Raw genomic sequence first — 17,337 nt, 5'->3', positions numbered from 1 at the left:
ACGCCGCAAGCCCACCCCATTTTCTGAGCCATCGATGCACATTCTCCTGCTCGGTTCCGGCGGCCGCGAACATGCCCTGGCATGGAAGATCGCAGCCTCCCCTCTGGTGACCAAATTCTGGTGCGCGCCCGGCAATGCCGGCATTGCGCGGGAGGCGGAGTGCGTGGCGCTCGATGTCGCCGACCACGCCGCGGTGATCGAGTTCTGCAAAAAGAACGCGGTCGAGCTCGTGGTGGTCGGCCCGGAGACGCCGCTGGCGGCCGGCATCGTCGACGACCTCACCGCCGCCGGCATCAAGGCGTTCGGGCCTAGCAAGGCGGCCGCCCAGCTCGAGAGCTCCAAGGGGTTCACCAAGGCGCTCTGCACCGAATTCGGCATCCCGACCGGTGCCTATGAGCGATTCACCAATGCCGAGGACGCGCGCGCTTACGTGCAGAGCCAGGGCGCGCCAATCGTGGTCAAGGCCGATGGGCTGGCCGCCGGCAAGGGCGTCGTGGTCGCCAAGACCGTGCGCGAAGCCGAGGACGCTATCGCCATGATGTTCGAGGGGGCGTTCGGCGAGGCCGGCGCTGAAGTCGTGATCGAGGAATTTCTGGCCGGCCGCGAGATCAGCTTCTTCGCGCTGTGCGACGGCGAGACCGCGATCCCGCTGGCTTCCGCCCAGGACCACAAGCGCGTGTTCGACCATGATGTCGGCCCCAACACCGGCGGCATGGGCGCCTATTCGCCGACGCCGCTGGTCACGCCTGCGATTCACGACGCGATCATGGCAAAGATCATCCTGCCGACGGTATCAGGCATGAAGCAGCGCGGCACGCCGTTTCGCGGCGTGCTCTATGCCGGGATCATGCTGACGACGCAGGGTCCCAAACTGTTCGAGTTCAATGTCCGCTTCGGCGATCCCGAGTGCCAGGTGCTGATGCTGCGCATGATGAGCGACATCGTGCCCGCCTTCCTGGCAGCCTGTGACGGGCAGCTGAAGAATTTCGATCTGCGCTGGCATCCGGAATCCGCGATCACCGTTGTGATAGCGGCGAAGGGCTATCCGGGCGACTACCAGAAGGGCACGCGCATCCGGGGGCTCGATGACGCCGCCAAGGTCGACACCGTCGAGATCTTCCACGCCGGCACCGTGGCGAAAGATGACGCGATCCTCGCCAATGGCGGCCGCGTGCTCAATGTCTGCGCGCTCGGCAAGACCGTGACCGAGGCGCAAGGCCGTGCCTATCAGGCCGTCGACCGTATCGACTGGCCGGAAGGCTTCTGCCGCCGCGACATCGGCTGGCAGGCGGTGGAAGCGGAGAAGGCCAAGAATAGCAAGACATAGCTCGTCTTCCGGACGGCAGCTCGAAGCTTTGGTGCCACCGCGCCGCCACATCGACAATCCAGATATGTGTAATCAGCGGTTGGGGTTAGCTGCCCCGCCGATAATACCGCTACTGTGCATGGGGTTGTTTTCGACAATTTACGTTGTCGGCCGCCCCCCGGGACTGACCAATAAGGATGCAAGAAGATGTCCGACCTCGCCGATCTCTATCCGGGCTTTGCTGCCGAATGGATCGATACCTCCTTCGGCCGCATCTTCGCCCGCGTCGGCGGCAGCGGGCCGCCGCTTCTGCTCCTCCATGGCTTCTCCGAGACCCATGTGATGTGGCACCGCGTCGCGCCGCAGTTGGCCGACAGGTTCACGCTGATCATTGCCGACCTGCCGGGCTATGGCTGGTCCGACATGCCCGCCAGCGATGCGCTGCATATCCCCTACAGCAAGCGCGCCATGGCTAAAGCTATGGTCGAGGTGATGGAGCGCCTCGGCCATGTCCATTTCGCGCTCGCCGGCCACGACCGCGGCGGCCGCGTCGCCTACCGCCTCGCGCTCGACCATCCCGGCCGGCTGTCGCGCCTGGCCGTGCTCGATATTCTGCCGACCTACAATTACTGGGAGCGAATGAACCGCGCCTACGCGCTGAAGATCTACCACTGGACCTTCCTGGCGCAGCCCTATCCGCTGCCCGAGACCCTGATCGCGAGCAATGGCGAGTTCTTCCTGCGCTTCAAGATGGCGAGCCAGACCAAGTCGAAGACGTTGGAGGCGATCGACGAGCGCGCGCTCGAGCACTACCTCGCCCCGTTCCGCGATCCCGCCCGGGTGCATGCGATGTGCGAAGACTATCGCGCCGGCGCCTATTTCGACTACGACCTCGACAAGGCTGATTTCGAGGCCGGCAAGAAGATCACCATTCCCATGCTGGCGCTGTGGGGCAATGCCGGCATTGCCCAGGCCGCCGCCACCCCGCTCGACACCTGGACGCAATGGGCCACGAATGTCGCGGGCATGCCGGTGGATTCCGGCCACTTCCTCACCGAGGAGAACCCGGACGCCACCGCGAGGGCGTTGCGCAAGTTCTTCCTCGCGGATTAGCGCCGCTCGCGAAAGAACTCCCGCAGCAGCCGCGCCGCCTCGCTCTCGCCGACGCCGGAATAGACGTCCGGCGCATGATGGCAGGTCGGGGAAGCAAAGAACCGCACGCCGGACTCGACCGCGCCGCCCTTCGGGTCGGTGGCGCCGTAATAGAGCCGTCTCACTCTTGCAAAGGAGATCGCGCCCGCACACATGGTGCAGGGCTCCAGCGTCACGTAAAGGTCGCAGTCGACGAGGCGCTCGCTGCCGATCTTCTTCGCCGCCTCGCGCAGCGCAATGATCTCGGCATGAGCCGTCGGGTCATAATCGGTCAGCGTCCGATTGGCGGCGGTGGCGATGACCTCGTAATTGCGGACCACGACGCATCCGATCGGAACTTCGCCCGATTTTCCGGCATTTTCGGCCGTCTTGAGCGCCAAATCCATGAAAGAAGGGGCTTTCATGCCTCGTATCATCGCCAGAAACCTGCTACTAGCTCCGCCTTCAGCAAGAGTGGATACCGATTTTGCCTGAGCATGCGGCTCGGAACGAGCGCGCACAATGCTTTCTGGCTACCTCTGAGTGAGATTATTCATGCCTCGCGACAGCGACAAAGACAATGATTCCCGCGGCCGGCGTGATCGTGGCCCGTCCACGGGCCGTACCGGCAAGCCCCGGGGACCGGACAAGAAATTCGCCAAGCGCAGCTTCGAGAGCAAGGGCGACCGCGACAGCCGTCCGCCTCGCGAGGGGCGTGAGGGCCGCCCGCTTCGCCGCCGCGAGGAGGGCGATGCGCCGCGCCGCGATTTCAGCGACCGTCCGCGCTTCAAGCGCGACGACCGCGGCGGAGAGGGCCGCGGCGAGCGCAGCTTCAAGCCGCGTGGCGACCGTCCGTTTTCCGATCGCCCTTCGCGCGATGGCGAGAAGCGGTCGTCTGGGCCGCGCGGTGATCGCCCGTCCTATGGGCGTGACGACCGTCCGCCGCGCGGCCGTGATCGCGACGATTCCCGCCCGGCCGGCCGCACCGGCGAGAAGAAATTTGGCGACAAGCGTCCTTACGCTCCGCGCGGCGACCGTCCGGAACGCAAGTTCGAGGGCGAGCGGAAGTTTTCGCGAGGCGGACCCGAGCGCGACCGCGGAGATCGCGCCGATTCAAAGCCGTGGCAGAAGCGCGACGATCGTCCGCGCGGCGATCGCCCGCGCAAGGATTTTGGCAAAAACTTCAGCGGCCGTGATCGCGGCGAAGAGAAGCCCTGGCAGAAGCGTGACGACCGCCGCGAAGGCGGCCGCGGGGATGATCGCCCGCGGTTCTCGCGATCGCGTGACGATCGTGCATCGGGCGGCGATCGTCCATTTCGTGAGCGGCCCAAATTCGACCGGCCACGCGAGGATCGCGCAAAGTTCGACCGGCCCCGCCGTGACAGCGATGGCGAACGTGGCGGGCGCGGTGGTGACCGCCCGAAATTCGCTCGTCCACGCGAGCGCTCCGAGGGCCGCTCCGACTGGCACGAGCACCCGCGCAGTGAAGGTCATTCTCGTGATCGTCCGCGCCGCGCGAACGAGGACGACAGCAGGATCTTCGAGAAGCGCCCCGCCTTTGGCGGCCGCGGTGCCTATCGCGAGCGCGATCGCGACTTCGAGGGGCGGCCGCGCCGTGAAGACGCGCCGAAGCCGAAGAAGGCCGGCGAGCGCATCGCAAAAGTGCTGGCGCGCGCGGGCCTCGCTTCGCGCCGCGACGCCGAGGAGATGGTCACGCAGGGCCGCGTCACCGTCAACGGCCGGGTGATCAACTCGCCCGCGCTCGACGTGACGCAGAACGACGTGGTCGCGGTCGACGGCAAGCCGTTGCCGCCGCGCGAGCGGACGCGGCTGTTCCTCTATCACAAGCCGCGCGGATTGATGACGACGCATGACGACCCCGAGGGGCGTCCGACCGTGTTCGACAATTTGCCCGAAGGTCTGCCGCGCCTGATCAGCGTCGGCCGGCTCGACTTCAATACCGAGGGCCTGTTGCTGCTGACCAATGACGGTGGCCTCGCGCGTACGCTTGAGCTGCCCGACACCGGCTGGCTGCGCCGCTACCGTGTCCGCGCCCATGGCGACGTCACCCAGGCCCAGCTCGACGAGCTCAAGCACGGTATCGAAATCGAGGGCGTCAAATACGGTCCGATCGAAGCGACGTTGGAGCGGGACCAAGGCGCCAATGTCTGGCTGGTGTTCGCGATCCGCGAGGGCAAGAACCGCGAGGTGCGCAACGTCTGCGCCCATCTCGGGCTCGAGGTGAACCGGCTGATTCGCGTCTCCTACGGCCCATTCCAGCTCGGCGAGATTCCCGAGGGCCAAGTCGAGGAGATCAAGTCGCGCGTGCTGCGCGACCAGCTCGGCGACAACGTGATCGAGAAGTCGGGCGCCGAGTTCGACGTGCCCGCAAAATCCGCTACGCGCGACGACGACGCACCGAAGAAGCCGATGAAGCGCGCCGTGATCAACGACCGCAAGGGCCGCCGCGTGCTGGTGCAGCGTACTGGCAGCGAGGAGGCGCGCGAGCGCAACGAGTTGGAAGCAAGCGGCTATGGCCCGCCGCGCCGCCCCAAGCGCGGCTATCACGGCAAGCGCGATTTGAAGCCGCAGGAGGACTAGTTGCGCGTCGTCGGCGGTCGTTTGAAGGGGCGCAATCTCGCCTCACCGTCCTCGCGTGACATCCGCCCCACGGCGGACCGCCTGCGCGAGTCCGTGTTCAACATCCTCGTGCACGCCTATGACGATCCGATTGAGGACGCGCGCGTGCTCGATCTCTTCGCCGGCACCGGCGCGCTCGGCATCGAGGCGTCGTCGCGCGGCGCGAAGTTCACGCTGTTCGTCGATACTGGCGCCGAGGCCCGCGCGGTGCTCCGCAATAACGTCGAAGCGCTTGGCCTAGGTGGCGTCACAAAAGTCTATCGCCGCGATGCGACCGATCTAGGTCCCGCGCATCCCGTCGAGCCCTTCTCGCTGGTGTTCCTCGATCCACCCTATGGCAAGGGTTTTGCCGAGAAGGCGCTGGCGAGCTTGCGCGATGGCGGCTGGCTCACGCCGGGCGCGCTGCTCGTGGTGGAGGAGGCGAAGGCCGCGCATTTCGTGACGCCTGAGGGTTACGAAGAATTGGAGCGGCGGGTTTATGACGACACGGAGTTCGTGTTTCTGAAGAGGCCGTAGTCCCGCTGCCGTAGGGTGGGCAAAGCGAAGCGTGCCCACGGCTTCTAGCGCGATCAAGAAAAGAGGATGGGCACGGCGCTTTGCGTCTTTGCCCACCCTACGAGAGCTCGGATCACCGCCGGCCGAACAGCTTCTCCACATCGCTCAGCTTCAGCTCGACGTAAGTCGGACGGCCGTGATTGCACTGACCGGAGTTCGGGGTGTCCTCCATCTCGCGGAGCAGGGCGTTCATCTCCTCCGGCCGCAGCCGGCGGCCGGCGCGGACCGAGCCGTGGCAGGCCATGGTGGCGGCGACATGCATCAGGCGACGCTCCAGCGGCAATGCTTCGTCCCATTCGGCCATGTGCTCGGCGAGATCGCGGAGCAGCCCGCCTGCATCGGTCTTGCCCAGCAGCGACGGCGTCTCGCGCACCGCGACCGCGCCGGGGCCGAAAGATTCGATGGCGAGACCGAACGACGCCAGCTCCTCGTTCCGATCGAGCAGGCGCTCCACCGTGGCCTCATCCATTTCGACGATCTCGGGGATCAACAGGATCTGCCGCTGCACGCCATTCGCCGAAAGCGAAGCCTTCAGCCGCTCATAGACGATGCGCTCGTGCGCGGCATGCTGGTCGACGATGATGAGGCCATCGCGGGTTTGCGAGACGATGTAGGTCTCGTGGATCTGGGTGCGCGCGGCGCCAAGCGGGCGGTCGACGAAGTCGCTGACGGGCTGCGTCTCGATCCGCACGTCCGCACTGGGTGCACCGACATCGAATGCGGCTTGCGCGCGCTCGGCGAAGGCCGGAGCCGCTGAACCTTCGAAGGACGCGATCGGCGCGGCTGGAGCGGATGGCGAGGCTCGCCAATCCCAGCTTGCCGGGCGCGGCGTGAAAGCGAGCCGGAACGAAGAGAGCGCGCTCTCGCCGCCATTGGCGGCGGTGCGCCGGCCCTCCCGCGCAAGCCCTTCCTTCAACCCATGCACGATCAGTGCGCGCACCAGCCCGGCGTTACGGAAGCGCACCTCGGTCTTGGCCGGATGCACGTTGGCGTCGACCTCTCGCGGATCGAGCGTGACGAACAGCGCCACCACGGGATGGCGGTCGCGGGGCAGGTAGTCGGAATAGGCCGCGCGCACCGCGCCGAGGATCAGCTTGTCGCGAACCGGACGGCCGTTGACGAAGAGATATTGCCCGAGCGCGTTGGCTTTCGTCAGTGCGGGCGCCGCGGCATAGCCGGCAACGACAACGTCCTCGCGCTCGGCATGAACCTCGATGGCGTGGCTGCGAAACTCCGCGCCCAGAATATCGCCGAGCCGCGTCAATCGTCCCGCCGCGCCGGGCAGCGCCGCTGCCCAGGTCACCGGCGCGCGCTCCTCGCCCGCGAGCGTGAAGGCGATATCGGGCCGGGCCATCGCCAGCCGCCGCACCACCTCGCGAATCGCCTCGCCCTCGGTGCGGTCGGTCTTCAGGAATTTCAGCCGTGCCGGCGTCGCATAAAAGAGATCGTCGACCTCGACCCGCGTGCCATGCGCGAGCGCCGCCGGCATGATCTCGGACTTCTCGCCGCCCTCGACCGTGAGCGCCCAGGCGTGCGGCTCGCTGGCGTGCCGGGTGGTGATGGAAAGACGCGCGACGGACCCGATCGAGGGCAGCGCCTCGCCGCGGAACCCCAGCGTGCGGATCTGCAGCAGATCTTCGTCGTCGAGCTTGGAGGTGGCGTGGCGCTCGACTGCGAGTGCGAGATCCTTTGCGGTCATGCCGCCGCCGTCATCGGTGATGCCGATCCGCCGCCGCCCACCGCCGTCAGTGAAAACGTCGATGCGGCTGGCGCCGGCATCGATCGCGTTCTCGACGAGCTCCTTGACCACGCTCGCCGGGCGCTCGACCACCTCGCCGGCGGCGATGCGGTTAACGATCTGTTCGGGAAGTTGGCGGACGGGCATGGGTTCACTCGGCGAATGTCCCAGTCTAGCGCCGCCTCGCAACAAATGCATGGGGAAGGTCGCGCTTCCCACATACCAGATGTGGGAAATCCAGCGCTTCTGGCAGGCCCGATGAATGCGGCGTGCGTGCACGAGCCGCCGTATATGAGGAGCACAATTCCGCGAAACCGCCGCGAAATCCCTAAACGATCAACACACCACGCGGCTTGCATCACGACCGCGCCGTTCGAACTCTCTTCGCGATGAACCGGTTCGGTGCAGGCGAGCGGCGCAGGAAGCAGCCGAACCGTCGTCGCGAAAAATCCAGGAGAAATGGATGAAATTGGTGAAGACCTCTGTGATCGCATGCGCTCTCTCGGCCCTGATTGCGACGCCCGTTCTTGCGCAAGGTACGTCATCTGGCGCCAGGCCGGGCGGCACCGTGCAAAGCAAACCCATGCAGGGCGGCGCGTCAGGAAACGAGGATGAGGACCTCGGCGCACAGCAGGGAGCCGCGGGCGAGAAGGTCGGCATGAAGTCGACCAAAGGCACCAAGGGCGCCGCCGGAACCACGGGCAGCGCGACGCACAAGGGCACGGCCGACGATTCCGTTTCGGGCGGTGCCGCGACCGGCAAGCGCTACTGACGCTAGCGCATGATCAGCAAAAGTGTGCAGCGGGTTTCCGCAAAGATCATGCTCAAACAATGACCTAAAGCGCGATGACGATTCATCCTGATCTCATCGCGATTTGGTCTGCGAAACGGCAAACCTCCGGTCGCTTGGCGGCCGGAGGTTTTTCGACAATCAGTCAATCGTCGAATCCGCGCCCGCGCTTCGCCTTAACGTCGCTGCGGCGCTTCTTGCCCTCGAGCCGGCGCTGCTTGGACGCGAAGGTCGGCCGTGTCGCCCGCCGCGGGATCGGGCGGACCATCGCCTCGCGCAGCATCTCGGTGAGCCGGTCGATGGCATCCTGCCGGTTGCGCTCTTGGGTGCGGAAGCGCTGGGCGTGGATCACGATCACGCCGTCCTTGGTCATGCGCTGTCCGGCGATGCGGGCAAGCCGGATGGCGGCATCCTCCGGCAGGGTCAGTTTGCGCGTGTCGAAGCGCAGTTGCGCCGAGGTCGCGACCTTGTTGACGTTCTGCCCGCCGGGCCCGGAGGCGCGGACAAAGCCGATCTCGATGTCGTCCTCGTCGATGACGAGATCGCGGGATATCCGCAGCATGATGGCACCATTCGTGATGTCCGGACATATCGCGGACGTCCAGGTTCGGCAATGGTGCATCTGGAACGCAAATGGCCGGGACGAGCCCGGCCATTTCAGGAGACTTTTTACCGGACCGTCAGTTTGACTTCGTCGCAGGTACGGCCGCCGGTTGTGCGGCGGCCTGCGGCGCGCGGCCGACGACGACGGTCAGAAGGCCCTGGCCCCACAAGCGCTTGGCGGCCGCCTTGGCGTCGTCCAGCGTCACGGCATCGACGATGGCGTTGCGCTTCTCGATATAGTCGATCGGCAACTTGTCCTGCTGATACTGCAACAGCGCCTGCGCCAGCTTGGAGGACGTGTCGAGTGCCAGCATCTGCGAGCCCTTGAGGTAGGACTTGGCTTCGTCGAGCTCCTTCTGTGTCGGGCCCTCCTCGGCGATGCGCCGGACTTCCTTCTCGAGGGCGTCGATGGTGTCGCCGGCGCGGTCGGCGCGCGTGCCGGTATTACCGATGAAGAGCGCCGAATGCTCCATCCAGAGCAGCGATTCGTACACGGAATAGGCCAGCCCGCGCTTCTCGCGGACCTCGCGATAGAGCCGGGAGGACAATCCACCACCGCCGAGGATGTGGTTGACGACATAGGCTGCCATGAAGTTGGGATCGCTGCGCTTCAGCCCGGGGCCGCCGAAGGTGATCACGGTCTGCGGCACGTCGAGGGTCACGAAGGCGCGCTGCGGCGGCTTTGCGGCCTCGACGTCCGCGACCGGCGTGAGGTTGGCCTTGACGGGGAGGGCGCCAAAGGTGTGGTCGAGCAGCTTGCCGAGCGTGGCCGGATCGATGTCGCCGACGACCGCGATCTTCAACCCATCCTTGGCGAGCACGCGGCCGACATAATCCTTCATGTCGGCGACCGTGATGGTCGGCACGCTGTCGAGGTTGCCGTTGCTCTGCCGGCCGTAGGGATGGCCGCCGAAGGCGACCTCCAGGAACTTGCGGCTCGCCAGCGACGTCGGATTGGTGGTCTCGCGGCGCAGCCCCGAGACGACCTGCGAGCGGATGCGCTCGACGTCGGCCGCATCGAAATGCGGCGAGGTCAGTGCCATCCTGAGCAGGTCGAAAGCCTCATCCTTGTTGTCGCGCAGCATGCGCAGGCTGCCACGGAGGGTATCGCGGGTGGCGTTGAACGAGAGCTCGATGGCGCGGCGGTCGAGCCGTTCATGGAACGTCTTGGAGTCGAGATCGCCGGAGCCTTCGTCCAGGAGGTCGCCAACCATGTTGGCGACGCCCGACTTGTCTGGGGGGTCCTGGGCCGAGCCGCCGGCGAAGGAATATTCCATGGCGATCAGCGGCACGGTTGCGTCCTGCACGAACCAGGCTTCGATGCCGCCCGGAGAGATCAGGTGCTGGATCTTTGCGGCTGCATACGACGGCGACACCGCAGCCAGTGCGAGGGCCGCGCCGGTAACGAAGGACAGCGCGAAATGTCTTGTTCGCAGGAAGCGCCTTGCGCGAAGGAGGGAATAGGTCACGAACGCTTCTCCTCGCGCTTGGCGGTGGCGGTGTCCTTGATCAGATAGCCCGTCACCGAGCGCTTCTTCTCGAGCCATTTCTGCGCAACGGCGCGAACCTGCTCGGCCGTGACCGCGCGGATGCGGTCGGGCCAGCTCCTGATATCCTCGATCGACAGACCCGTGGTCAGCGCGCCGCCATACCAGCGCGCCAGCACCGCCTGGTTGTCCTGGGCGTAGATCGCTTCCGCGATAAGCTGGGTCTTGACCCGCTCCAGGTCCTCGGCGCGGATCGGGTTCTGCGCGACATTGGCGATGACGCCATCGACCGCCTGCTCGACCTCGACGAAGCTGACACCGGGCTTCGGCGCGGCCGAGATCGCGAACTGGGTCGGGTCGAGCGAGATGCTCGAATAGCTGGCGTTGGCGGAGACCGCGAGCGGCTTGTCGACGACGAGGGCGCGGTAGAGATAGGAATTGCTGCCGCTGCCCATCAGCTGCGCGAGCACGTCGAGGGCCGCGCTCTCGCCGGCCGCAGCGGTCGTCGCCGAGGGCACCAGGTAATAGCGCCGCATGTTCGGCTGCTCGACGCGCGGGTCGGCCAGCGTGACGGTGCGCGGGGCGGCCGGCTCCGGCTCCTGCGGACGAACGCGCCGCGCCGGGATGGCGGGCTGGGCCGGGATGGAGCCGAAATTGCGCTCGACCAGCGGGCGGACATCGGCGGCGTCGACGTCGCCGGCGATCACCAGGATGGCGTTGTTCGGCGCGTAGAAGCGGCGGTAGAAGGCGAGCGCATCCTCGCGATCGAGCTTCTCGATCTCCTGATGCCAGCCGATCACCGGCCGGCCGTAGGGATGATTGAGATAGAGCGCGGCCATGATCTGCTCGTTCAGCCGCGCGTCCGGATTGTTGGCGACGCGCATGTTGTACTCTTCGAGCACGACGTCGCGCTCGGGCAGCACGTTCTCGTCCTTGAGGATGAGGCCGGTCATGCGGTCGGCCTCGAACTCCATCATGGTCGGCAGCTGCTCGCGCGGAACGCGCTGGTAGTAGTTGGTGTAGTCGACCGAGGTCGAGGCGTTCTCGTTGCCGCCGACGCGGAGCACGGTCTGGGAGAATTCGCCGACGGGATGCTTCGAGGTACCCTTGAACATCAGGTGCTCGAGGAAGTGTGCGAGGCCGGATTTGCCCGGCGTCTCGTCGGCCGAACCGACCTTGTACCAGATCATCTCCGTGACCACAGGCGTGCGGTGATCCGGGATCACCACGACCTGCATGCCGTTGCTGAGCGTGAAGCTGGCAGGCGGGGCCGATGTTACCGTGGTCTGGGCGAGGGACGCGCCGGCCGTCAGGACACTCGTCGAAAGCAGCGCGGCAAGGAGGCAGGCAGCCGATCGGTAAGAGGACATCATGATCCTTATGACAGGCCGAGGTCCGGATCTCCGGCTCGGAGGCACGGCATGGTACACCGTGCGGCTGAGGCTTCGCGTCACGAAGCAGAGAACTCAACGCGTAGGCAAGCTACTGATCGGCAATTCGGGAACCGCGTCCGGCGTGCACGAGTCGCCGGCGCAGGGTTCGGTTCTGGCAGGACGTCGCGGCGCGACGGGAACGCTATTGTTCCTTGTCCTTGCCCGACATGATGTCGAAATAGGTCCGCCGCGACTTGTCCGGTCCGGAGCCATAGGCGTAGTTCGGCGACGGCGTCTGATAACCCGGCGGAGGCTCGACGAGCGATTGGCGCGGCGGCTCGCTGGTGAATGCCTTCTCTTCCGAGCTGTTGCCCTTGAACATGCCCCAGAGACCGCCGGAATAGCCGAGCTCGGCCGGCATCAGCGACGGGTTGCCGTTCGTGCCCGGCTGAATCGGATCGTTGCTGGTGCGGGGGGCCGCGGCGACCTGGCCGGCCTTCATCTCGGCGGGCGACAGCGGCTGAGCGGCTTGCCAGCTCTCCTGCGCCTTGTTGGCCTTCTTCCGCGCGGCAATGGCTTCCTTGCGGCGTTTCTCGTCAGGGTCCTTCGGCCAGTTCGGCGCATTCTTGGCCTGGGTTGCGGCGGGCGGCGGCAGGTCGAGCTTGGGCGGCACGACCAGCGGCGAACGCTCGCGGTACTCGATGCCGGGCTTCTCCATGCTCTTGGCGCCGATGCCGGACATCAGATTGTCGATGAGCTTCTCTTCGAAAGTCATGTCGTCGTCCTCGTCGTCGTCACCGGCGCGGGCGGCGCCGGACGACATGACGAGACCGATGCCGAGCGCGACTGCGGACAATTTCAATGCCCGCCAGAACCCTCGTTGGGGGTCTCGAACCATCGAACCGCTGGTCTTCGAGCTGCGCATCACCATACCTGTTCCATATTGTGGCAGATTGCCGCTCGCACGCGGCTTGACCCTCGCAAAAGCGGGTTCCACCCGCCGGTCGTATCGGCCGGGATCAGGGCGCTTTTGCGGCGGGTACCCCCAAGAAGGAATCATACAATAGCGCCGCCACCCCAGCAACGATGGCCACGTCGGCGAGGTTAAACACGTACCAATCATAGATATTTCCGCCAATCTCGATGTGAAACAGGGCGAAATCCACCACCGCGCCATAGGCCAGGCGGTCAATGCCATTGCCGATGGCGCCGCCGATGATCAGGCCGAGCGCGATCGTGGCAAGGAGGGTGTGGGAGCGGGCCATCCAGATCGCCAGCGCGACCACCGCGATACCTTTCACGGCCATCAGCGCGAGCTGCGCCGCCTGGCTGTCGTTCTGGAGCCAGCCGAAGCTGATGCCGATGTTCCAGGCCAGCACCAAATCGAAGAACGGCGTTACCCGGACCGCGCCGCGATGGGCGAGATCGAACACGTTCAACAGCCAAAGTTTAGAGGCCTGGTCGGCCACCAGCGTGACCATGGCCGTGAGGATGCCGGCGCGCAGCGGGGTCATGGCTGGCCGGTCAGACCGCCACCCCCAGCGCCTTCCATTCGCGCAGCGCCTTGGCGTCGCGCGGGGTGACGTCGGGGTATTCAGCGTCTTCGCCCACTGCCGTTGAGATCTTCCAGGAGCGGGCGCACTTGGTGCCGACCGCCTTCTCGACGACGACTGCGACGCCCGGCACGGCATCGAGACGGAACGCGGAAGCCGGCGCCTCGCCCTCGCGCACCTCGTAGTTCGAGGTGATGCAGACTTCGGCGAGATCGACGTCGAACAACGTCGCCAGCATGGCCCGGTCGGCGACATAGATCACCGGCGAGGCCTCGAGCGAGGAGCCGATGTTCTTGGCGGCGCGTTCGAGCTCGAGTGCGCCGGTGACGACGCGGCGCACGTTGCGGATCGTCTCCCAGTTGGCGGCGAGCTTGTCGTCGCGGAGATTCTCGAGGCCATCAGGAAACAGCGTCAGATGCACCGAGGGCTCAGCGTTCGGCCGGTACATGCGCCAGGCTTCCTCCGCGGTGAAGCTCAGGATCGGCGCCAGCCATTTCAGGATCGAGGCGCACAACAGGTCGATGGTCGTCAGCGCCGCTTTGCGCGTCAGCGAGGACGGCGGGTCGCAATAGAGCGTGTCCTTGCGGATGTCGAAATAGAACGCTGACAGCTCGCTGTTGAGGAAGGCGGACAGGATAGCGACCACCGTCTTGTAGTCGAACTCCCGATAGGCCTTGCCGATCGCGGCGGCGCGCACCGCGAGCTCGTGCAGCATCAAGCGCTCCAGTTCCGGCATCTCGGCGGGCTCGATTGCGTCGGCCGGCTTGTAGTGATGCAGCGTACCCAGCATCCAGCGCACGGTGTTACGGAGCTTGCGATAGGTCTCGACGGTGTTCTTCAGGATCTCGGGGCCGATGCGCTGGTCGTCGGTGTAGTCGCAGGACGCAACCCAGAGTCTCAGGATGTCGGCGCCGGATTCCTTGATGACGGCCTGCGGCTCAATGGTGTTGCCGAGCGACTTCGACATCTTGCGGCCGTCCTCGGCCTGGGTGAAGCCGTGGGTCAGCACGATGTCATAGGGCGCGCGACCGCGCGTGCCGCAGCTCTCCAGCAGCGATGAGTGGAACCAGCCACGATGCTGGTCCGAGCCTTCGAGATACATCACCGTGTCGGTGCCGCCGTCGACCTTGCGCCTGATGCCGGCAAGGCCAGGGAAATGTACGGGGTCTTCGAGCACAAAGGCGTGCGTCGAGCCTGAATCGAACCAGACGTCGAGAATGTCGTCGACCTTCTGCCAGTCTTCGTTGGCGCGGGGCCCGAGGAAGCGCTCGCGCGCTCCCTTCGCATACCAGGCGTCCGCGCCTTCGTTCTCGAATGCTTGCCCAATGCGCGCATTGACGGCCTCGTCCTGGAGGATCTCGGCCGAGCCGTCGCCCTTCTCGCGCACGAACACGGCGATCGGCACGCCCCAGGCGCGTTGGCGCGAGACCACCCAATCCGGGCGGGCCTCGATCATGCCGTTGATGCGATTCTCGCCGGACGGCGGCACCCATTGCGTCACCGAGATCGCGTGCAGCGCGCGGGCGCGCAGCGTGTCGCCGGACTTGGTGTTGCCGTCAGCGGCAACATCCTTGTCCATCGCGATGAACCATTGCGGCGTGTTGCGGAAGATCACCGGCTTCTTGGAGCGCCAGGAGTGCGGGTATTGATGCTTCAGCCGACCGCGCGCGAGCAGCATGCCTCTTTCGACGAGCGCCTTGATCACGGCCTCGTTGGCGTCGCCCTTCTCGCCCTTGTCGTTGATGACGCGCTTGCCGGCAAAGCCCGGCGCATGATCGGTGTAGGCGCCGTTCTCATCGACGGTATAGGGGATCGCGGTGTTGATGCCGCGCGCATCGAGATCGCGCGCCTGCGCCGTCCATGCGTCGAAGTCCTCGCGGCCATGGCCGGGTGCCGTGTGCACGAACCCGGTGCCGGTGTCATCCGTGACGTGGTCGCCGGGCAAGAGCGGCACGATGAAGTCGTAGCCGCCGGCGAGGCCCTTCAGCGGATGGGTACACTCGATCGCATCCATGGTGTCGCCGGGGACGTCGCGGACCTTCTCATAGGCCGTCACGCGCGCCTGCTTAAAGACTTCTGCAGCGAGCGCATCGGCGAGGATGAGGAGATCGCCGGGCTTGGCCCAATTGTCGGCGGGCGCGTCCGTCACCTTGTAGAGGCCATAGCCGATCTTCGGCGAGAACGAGATGGCGCGGTTACCCGGCAGCGTCCATGGCGTCGTGGTCCAGATCACGATGCTTGCGGAGGCGAGCGCACCGTGCGCGGGCGAGGTCACCGGAAACTTCACCCACACCGTGTCCGATGTGTAGTCCTCGTACTCCACTTCGGCTTCGGCCAGCGCGGTCTTCTCGACCACGCTCCACATCACCGGCTTGGAGCCGCGATAGAGCGTGCCGTTGGCGGCAAACTTCATCAGCTCGCGCGCGATCTGGGCTTCGGCGGGATAGCTCATCGTGGCGTAGGGATGGTCCCAGTCGCCGATCACCCCCAAGCGCTTGAATTCCTCGCGCTGCACGCCGAGCCAATGCGTGGCATAGGCGCGACATTCCTTGCGGAAGTCGATCATTGCGGCACTATCGCGGAAGTCGGGCTTCTGCTTGCCCTTCTTGCGATAGTGCTCTTCCTCGACCTTCCACTCGATCGGCAGGCCGTGGCAGTCCCAGCCCGGCACGTAGTTGGAATCGAAGCCGAGCATCTGCTGGCTCTTGGTGACGAGATCCTTCAGGATCTTGTTCAGCGCCGTGCCGATATGGATGTTGCCGTTGGCGTAGGGCGGGCCGTCATGCAGCACGAATTTTGCGCGGCCCTTCGCACTCTCGCGCAGCTTCTCGTAGAGGCCGATCTCATACCAGCGCTTGAGGATCTCCGGCTCCCGCTGCGGCAGGCCGGCGCGCATCGGGAATTCGGTCTGCGGCAGGAACAGGGTTTTCGAATAGTCTTTGATTTCAGACTTTTGCGACTTTTGCGGCTTTTCGGACATGAGGCTGACTGGCTCGGAAGGGCGCGGGAAACGGATGGCGATAGGGAATCGCGGGGTGAGACGACACATCCCGGTCTTGCGCCGAGCCGAAGGCTCAGGCGGAAGCCGGGCCGCTAATCCCTATGATGCGCCGCGCAAACATGGGCTCTCCATAGCAGCCGGACGGGGGAAGCGCAAAGGTTGGGGTGGCCCGGTTTCAGGCTCAATCGATCACGCCAAGCTTCGGAAACGCATCCGGGGCGGCGGCCAACATGGCGCGGGCGCGGGCGGAATCGTCGTCCATCTGGCGGATCAGGGCCTCCAGGCTGTCGAATTTCAGCTCTTCGCGGATGAAGCCGACGAAAGCGCAGTCGAGCACCTGCCCGTAAAGATCGCCCTTGAAGTCGAACAGGAAGATTTCGAGCAGCGGCGCGCCATTGTCGAAGGTCGGGCGGCAGCCGAAACTCGCCACGCCGTCGAGGCGCTCGGCGCCGCGGCCGACCCGCACGGCATAGATGCCGTGCTTGAGTCCGCAATTGGCGTCCAGGCGGATGTTGGCGGTGGGATAGCCAAGGTCGCGGCCGCGCTTCTCGCCGTGGATCACCTCGCCGGTGATGAACCAGGGAGCACCCAGCATGGTGGTGGCTTCATCGAGTTGCCCCTCGGCGAGCGCGATCCGGATCGCGCTGGAGGAGACCGGCCGCTCGTCGATATCGATATGGGGTTGCACGTCGACCTCGATGCCGAGCCGGGGCGCCTCGTTGACCAGCAGGCTCGGCGAGCCGACGCGACCCTTGCCGAAATGGAAGTCGTAGCCGACGGCAATTCCGCTGACGCCGAGCCGGCCGATCAGGTCATGGTGTATGAAATCTTGCGCGCTGGTTCCGGCGCGCGCCTTGTCGAAGGTCATGACCACGGCACCGGCAAGGCCGGTGCCGGCCAAAAGCCGCAGCTTGGCCCGCTCGTCCGTCAGGCGGAATTGTGGGGTGTTGGGGCTGAAAAACCGCCGCGGATGCGGCTCGAAGGTCAATGCCAGCGCAGGGCGGCCATGCGCCCGGCCCATTTCCAGGGCGGCCGTGATCACGGCTCGATGGCCGAGATGAACGCCGTCGAAATTGCCCATGGCGACCACTGCACCCCGCGGAATCGCGGAATCCGGCGTTGTGTCGCGGATGACGGTAAAAGGCGAGGCCATCAGGGGA

The 17,337-nt window shown here is 65.7% G+C and carries 14 protein-coding genes; 5 read left to right on the top strand and 9 right to left on the bottom strand.

Annotated features, from left to right (window positions below; genetic code table 11):
- Positions 1-34: 34 nt before the first annotated feature.
- The gene (gene purD, locus IVB01_RS34065; protein ID WP_247277580.1) at positions 35-1,327 is read left to right on the top strand and encodes a phosphoribosylamine--glycine ligase; all 1,293 of its coding nucleotides are present in this window, start codon (positions 35-37) and stop codon (positions 1,325-1,327) included.
- A gap of 186 nt (positions 1,328-1,513) precedes the next feature.
- On the top strand, positions 1,514-2,419 hold the full coding sequence (locus tag IVB01_RS34060) for an alpha/beta hydrolase (RefSeq protein WP_247277579.1): 906 nt from the start codon (positions 1,514-1,516) through the stop codon (positions 2,417-2,419).
- Here the strand turns inward: IVB01_RS34060 and IVB01_RS34055 are convergent.
- Positions 2,416-2,874, bottom strand: a complete 459-nt coding sequence (locus IVB01_RS34055; RefSeq protein WP_247277578.1) for a nucleoside deaminase — start codon at positions 2,872-2,874, stop codon at positions 2,416-2,418. The two genes, IVB01_RS34060 and IVB01_RS34055, sit on opposite strands and share 4 nt — an antisense overlap.
- 118 nt (positions 2,875-2,992) lie before the next feature.
- Here IVB01_RS34055 and IVB01_RS34050 point away from each other — a divergent pair, with 118 nt between their 5' ends.
- Both IVB01_RS34050 and rsmD read left to right on the top strand, forming a co-directional pair.
- Positions 2,993-5,038 (top strand): pseudouridine synthase, encoded by a 2,046-nt coding sequence (locus tag IVB01_RS34050; RefSeq protein WP_247277577.1) that lies wholly within the window; start codon positions 2,993-2,995, stop codon positions 5,036-5,038.
- Positions 5,039-5,593 carry a 16S rRNA (guanine(966)-N(2))-methyltransferase RsmD gene (gene rsmD / locus IVB01_RS34045; RefSeq protein WP_247277576.1) on the top strand — a complete coding sequence of 185 codons (555 nt, stop codon included), beginning with the start codon at positions 5,039-5,041 and terminating at the stop codon, positions 5,591-5,593.
- 112 nt (positions 5,594-5,705) lie between these two features.
- Here rsmD and mutL read toward each other — a convergent pair whose 3' ends face one another.
- Positions 5,706-7,517, bottom strand: coding sequence for a DNA mismatch repair endonuclease MutL (gene mutL, locus IVB01_RS34040; RefSeq protein WP_247277575.1), 1,812 nt, complete (start codon positions 7,515-7,517; stop codon positions 5,706-5,708).
- A gap of 316 nt (positions 7,518-7,833) precedes the next feature.
- Here mutL and IVB01_RS34035 point away from each other — a divergent pair, with 316 nt between their 5' ends.
- Entirely contained in the window at positions 7,834-8,142 is a 309-nt protein-coding gene (locus IVB01_RS34035; RefSeq protein ID WP_247277574.1) for a hypothetical protein, read from the top strand.
- A 163-nt stretch (positions 8,143-8,305) separates the two neighbouring features.
- On the opposite strand, the gene arfB is transcribed toward IVB01_RS34035, so the two are convergent.
- The 7 genes from arfB to IVB01_RS34000 all read right to left on the bottom strand — a co-directional run bounded on the left by arfB (position 8,306) and on the right by IVB01_RS34000 (position 17,330).
- Entirely contained in the window at positions 8,306-8,722 is a 417-nt protein-coding gene (gene arfB / locus IVB01_RS34030; RefSeq protein WP_247277573.1) for an alternative ribosome rescue aminoacyl-tRNA hydrolase ArfB, read from the bottom strand.
- Positions 8,723-8,840: 118 nt separating this feature from the next.
- Positions 8,841-10,310, bottom strand: coding sequence for a pitrilysin family protein (locus IVB01_RS34025; protein ID WP_247277572.1), 1,470 nt, complete (start codon positions 10,308-10,310; stop codon positions 8,841-8,843).
- A complete protein-coding gene (locus IVB01_RS34020; protein ID WP_247495218.1) occupies positions 10,229-11,620 on the bottom strand; it encodes a pitrilysin family protein in 1,392 nt (463 codons plus the stop codon). Before IVB01_RS34020 ends, IVB01_RS34025 begins: the two co-directional genes overlap by 82 nt.
- A gap of 205 nt (positions 11,621-11,825) precedes the next feature.
- Positions 11,826-12,548 (bottom strand): hypothetical protein, encoded by a 723-nt coding sequence (locus IVB01_RS34015; protein WP_247277753.1) that lies wholly within the window; start codon positions 12,546-12,548, stop codon positions 11,826-11,828.
- A gap of 94 nt (positions 12,549-12,642) precedes the next feature.
- Positions 12,643-13,137, bottom strand: a complete 495-nt coding sequence (gene lspA, locus IVB01_RS34010; protein ID WP_247277571.1) for a signal peptidase II — start codon at positions 13,135-13,137, stop codon at positions 12,643-12,645.
- Between the two features lie 10 nt (positions 13,138-13,147).
- Positions 13,148-16,156 (bottom strand): isoleucine--tRNA ligase, encoded by a 3,009-nt coding sequence (gene ileS / locus IVB01_RS34005; protein WP_247495208.1) that lies wholly within the window; start codon positions 16,154-16,156, stop codon positions 13,148-13,150.
- Positions 16,157-16,358: 202 nt separating this feature from the next.
- Complete coding sequence (locus IVB01_RS34000) at positions 16,359-17,330, bottom strand: bifunctional riboflavin kinase/FAD synthetase (protein WP_247277569.1); 972 nt, start codon at positions 17,328-17,330, stop codon at positions 16,359-16,361.
- Positions 17,331-17,337: the final 7 nt, after the last annotated feature.

Origin of the sequence: Bradyrhizobium sp. 164, assembly GCF_023073715.1 — a bacterium.
Taxonomy (GTDB): Bacteria; Pseudomonadota; Alphaproteobacteria; order Rhizobiales; family Xanthobacteraceae; genus Bradyrhizobium.
Note: the sequence above shows the minus strand (reverse complement) of the source record. Positions and strands in the feature narration are given on the sequence as shown.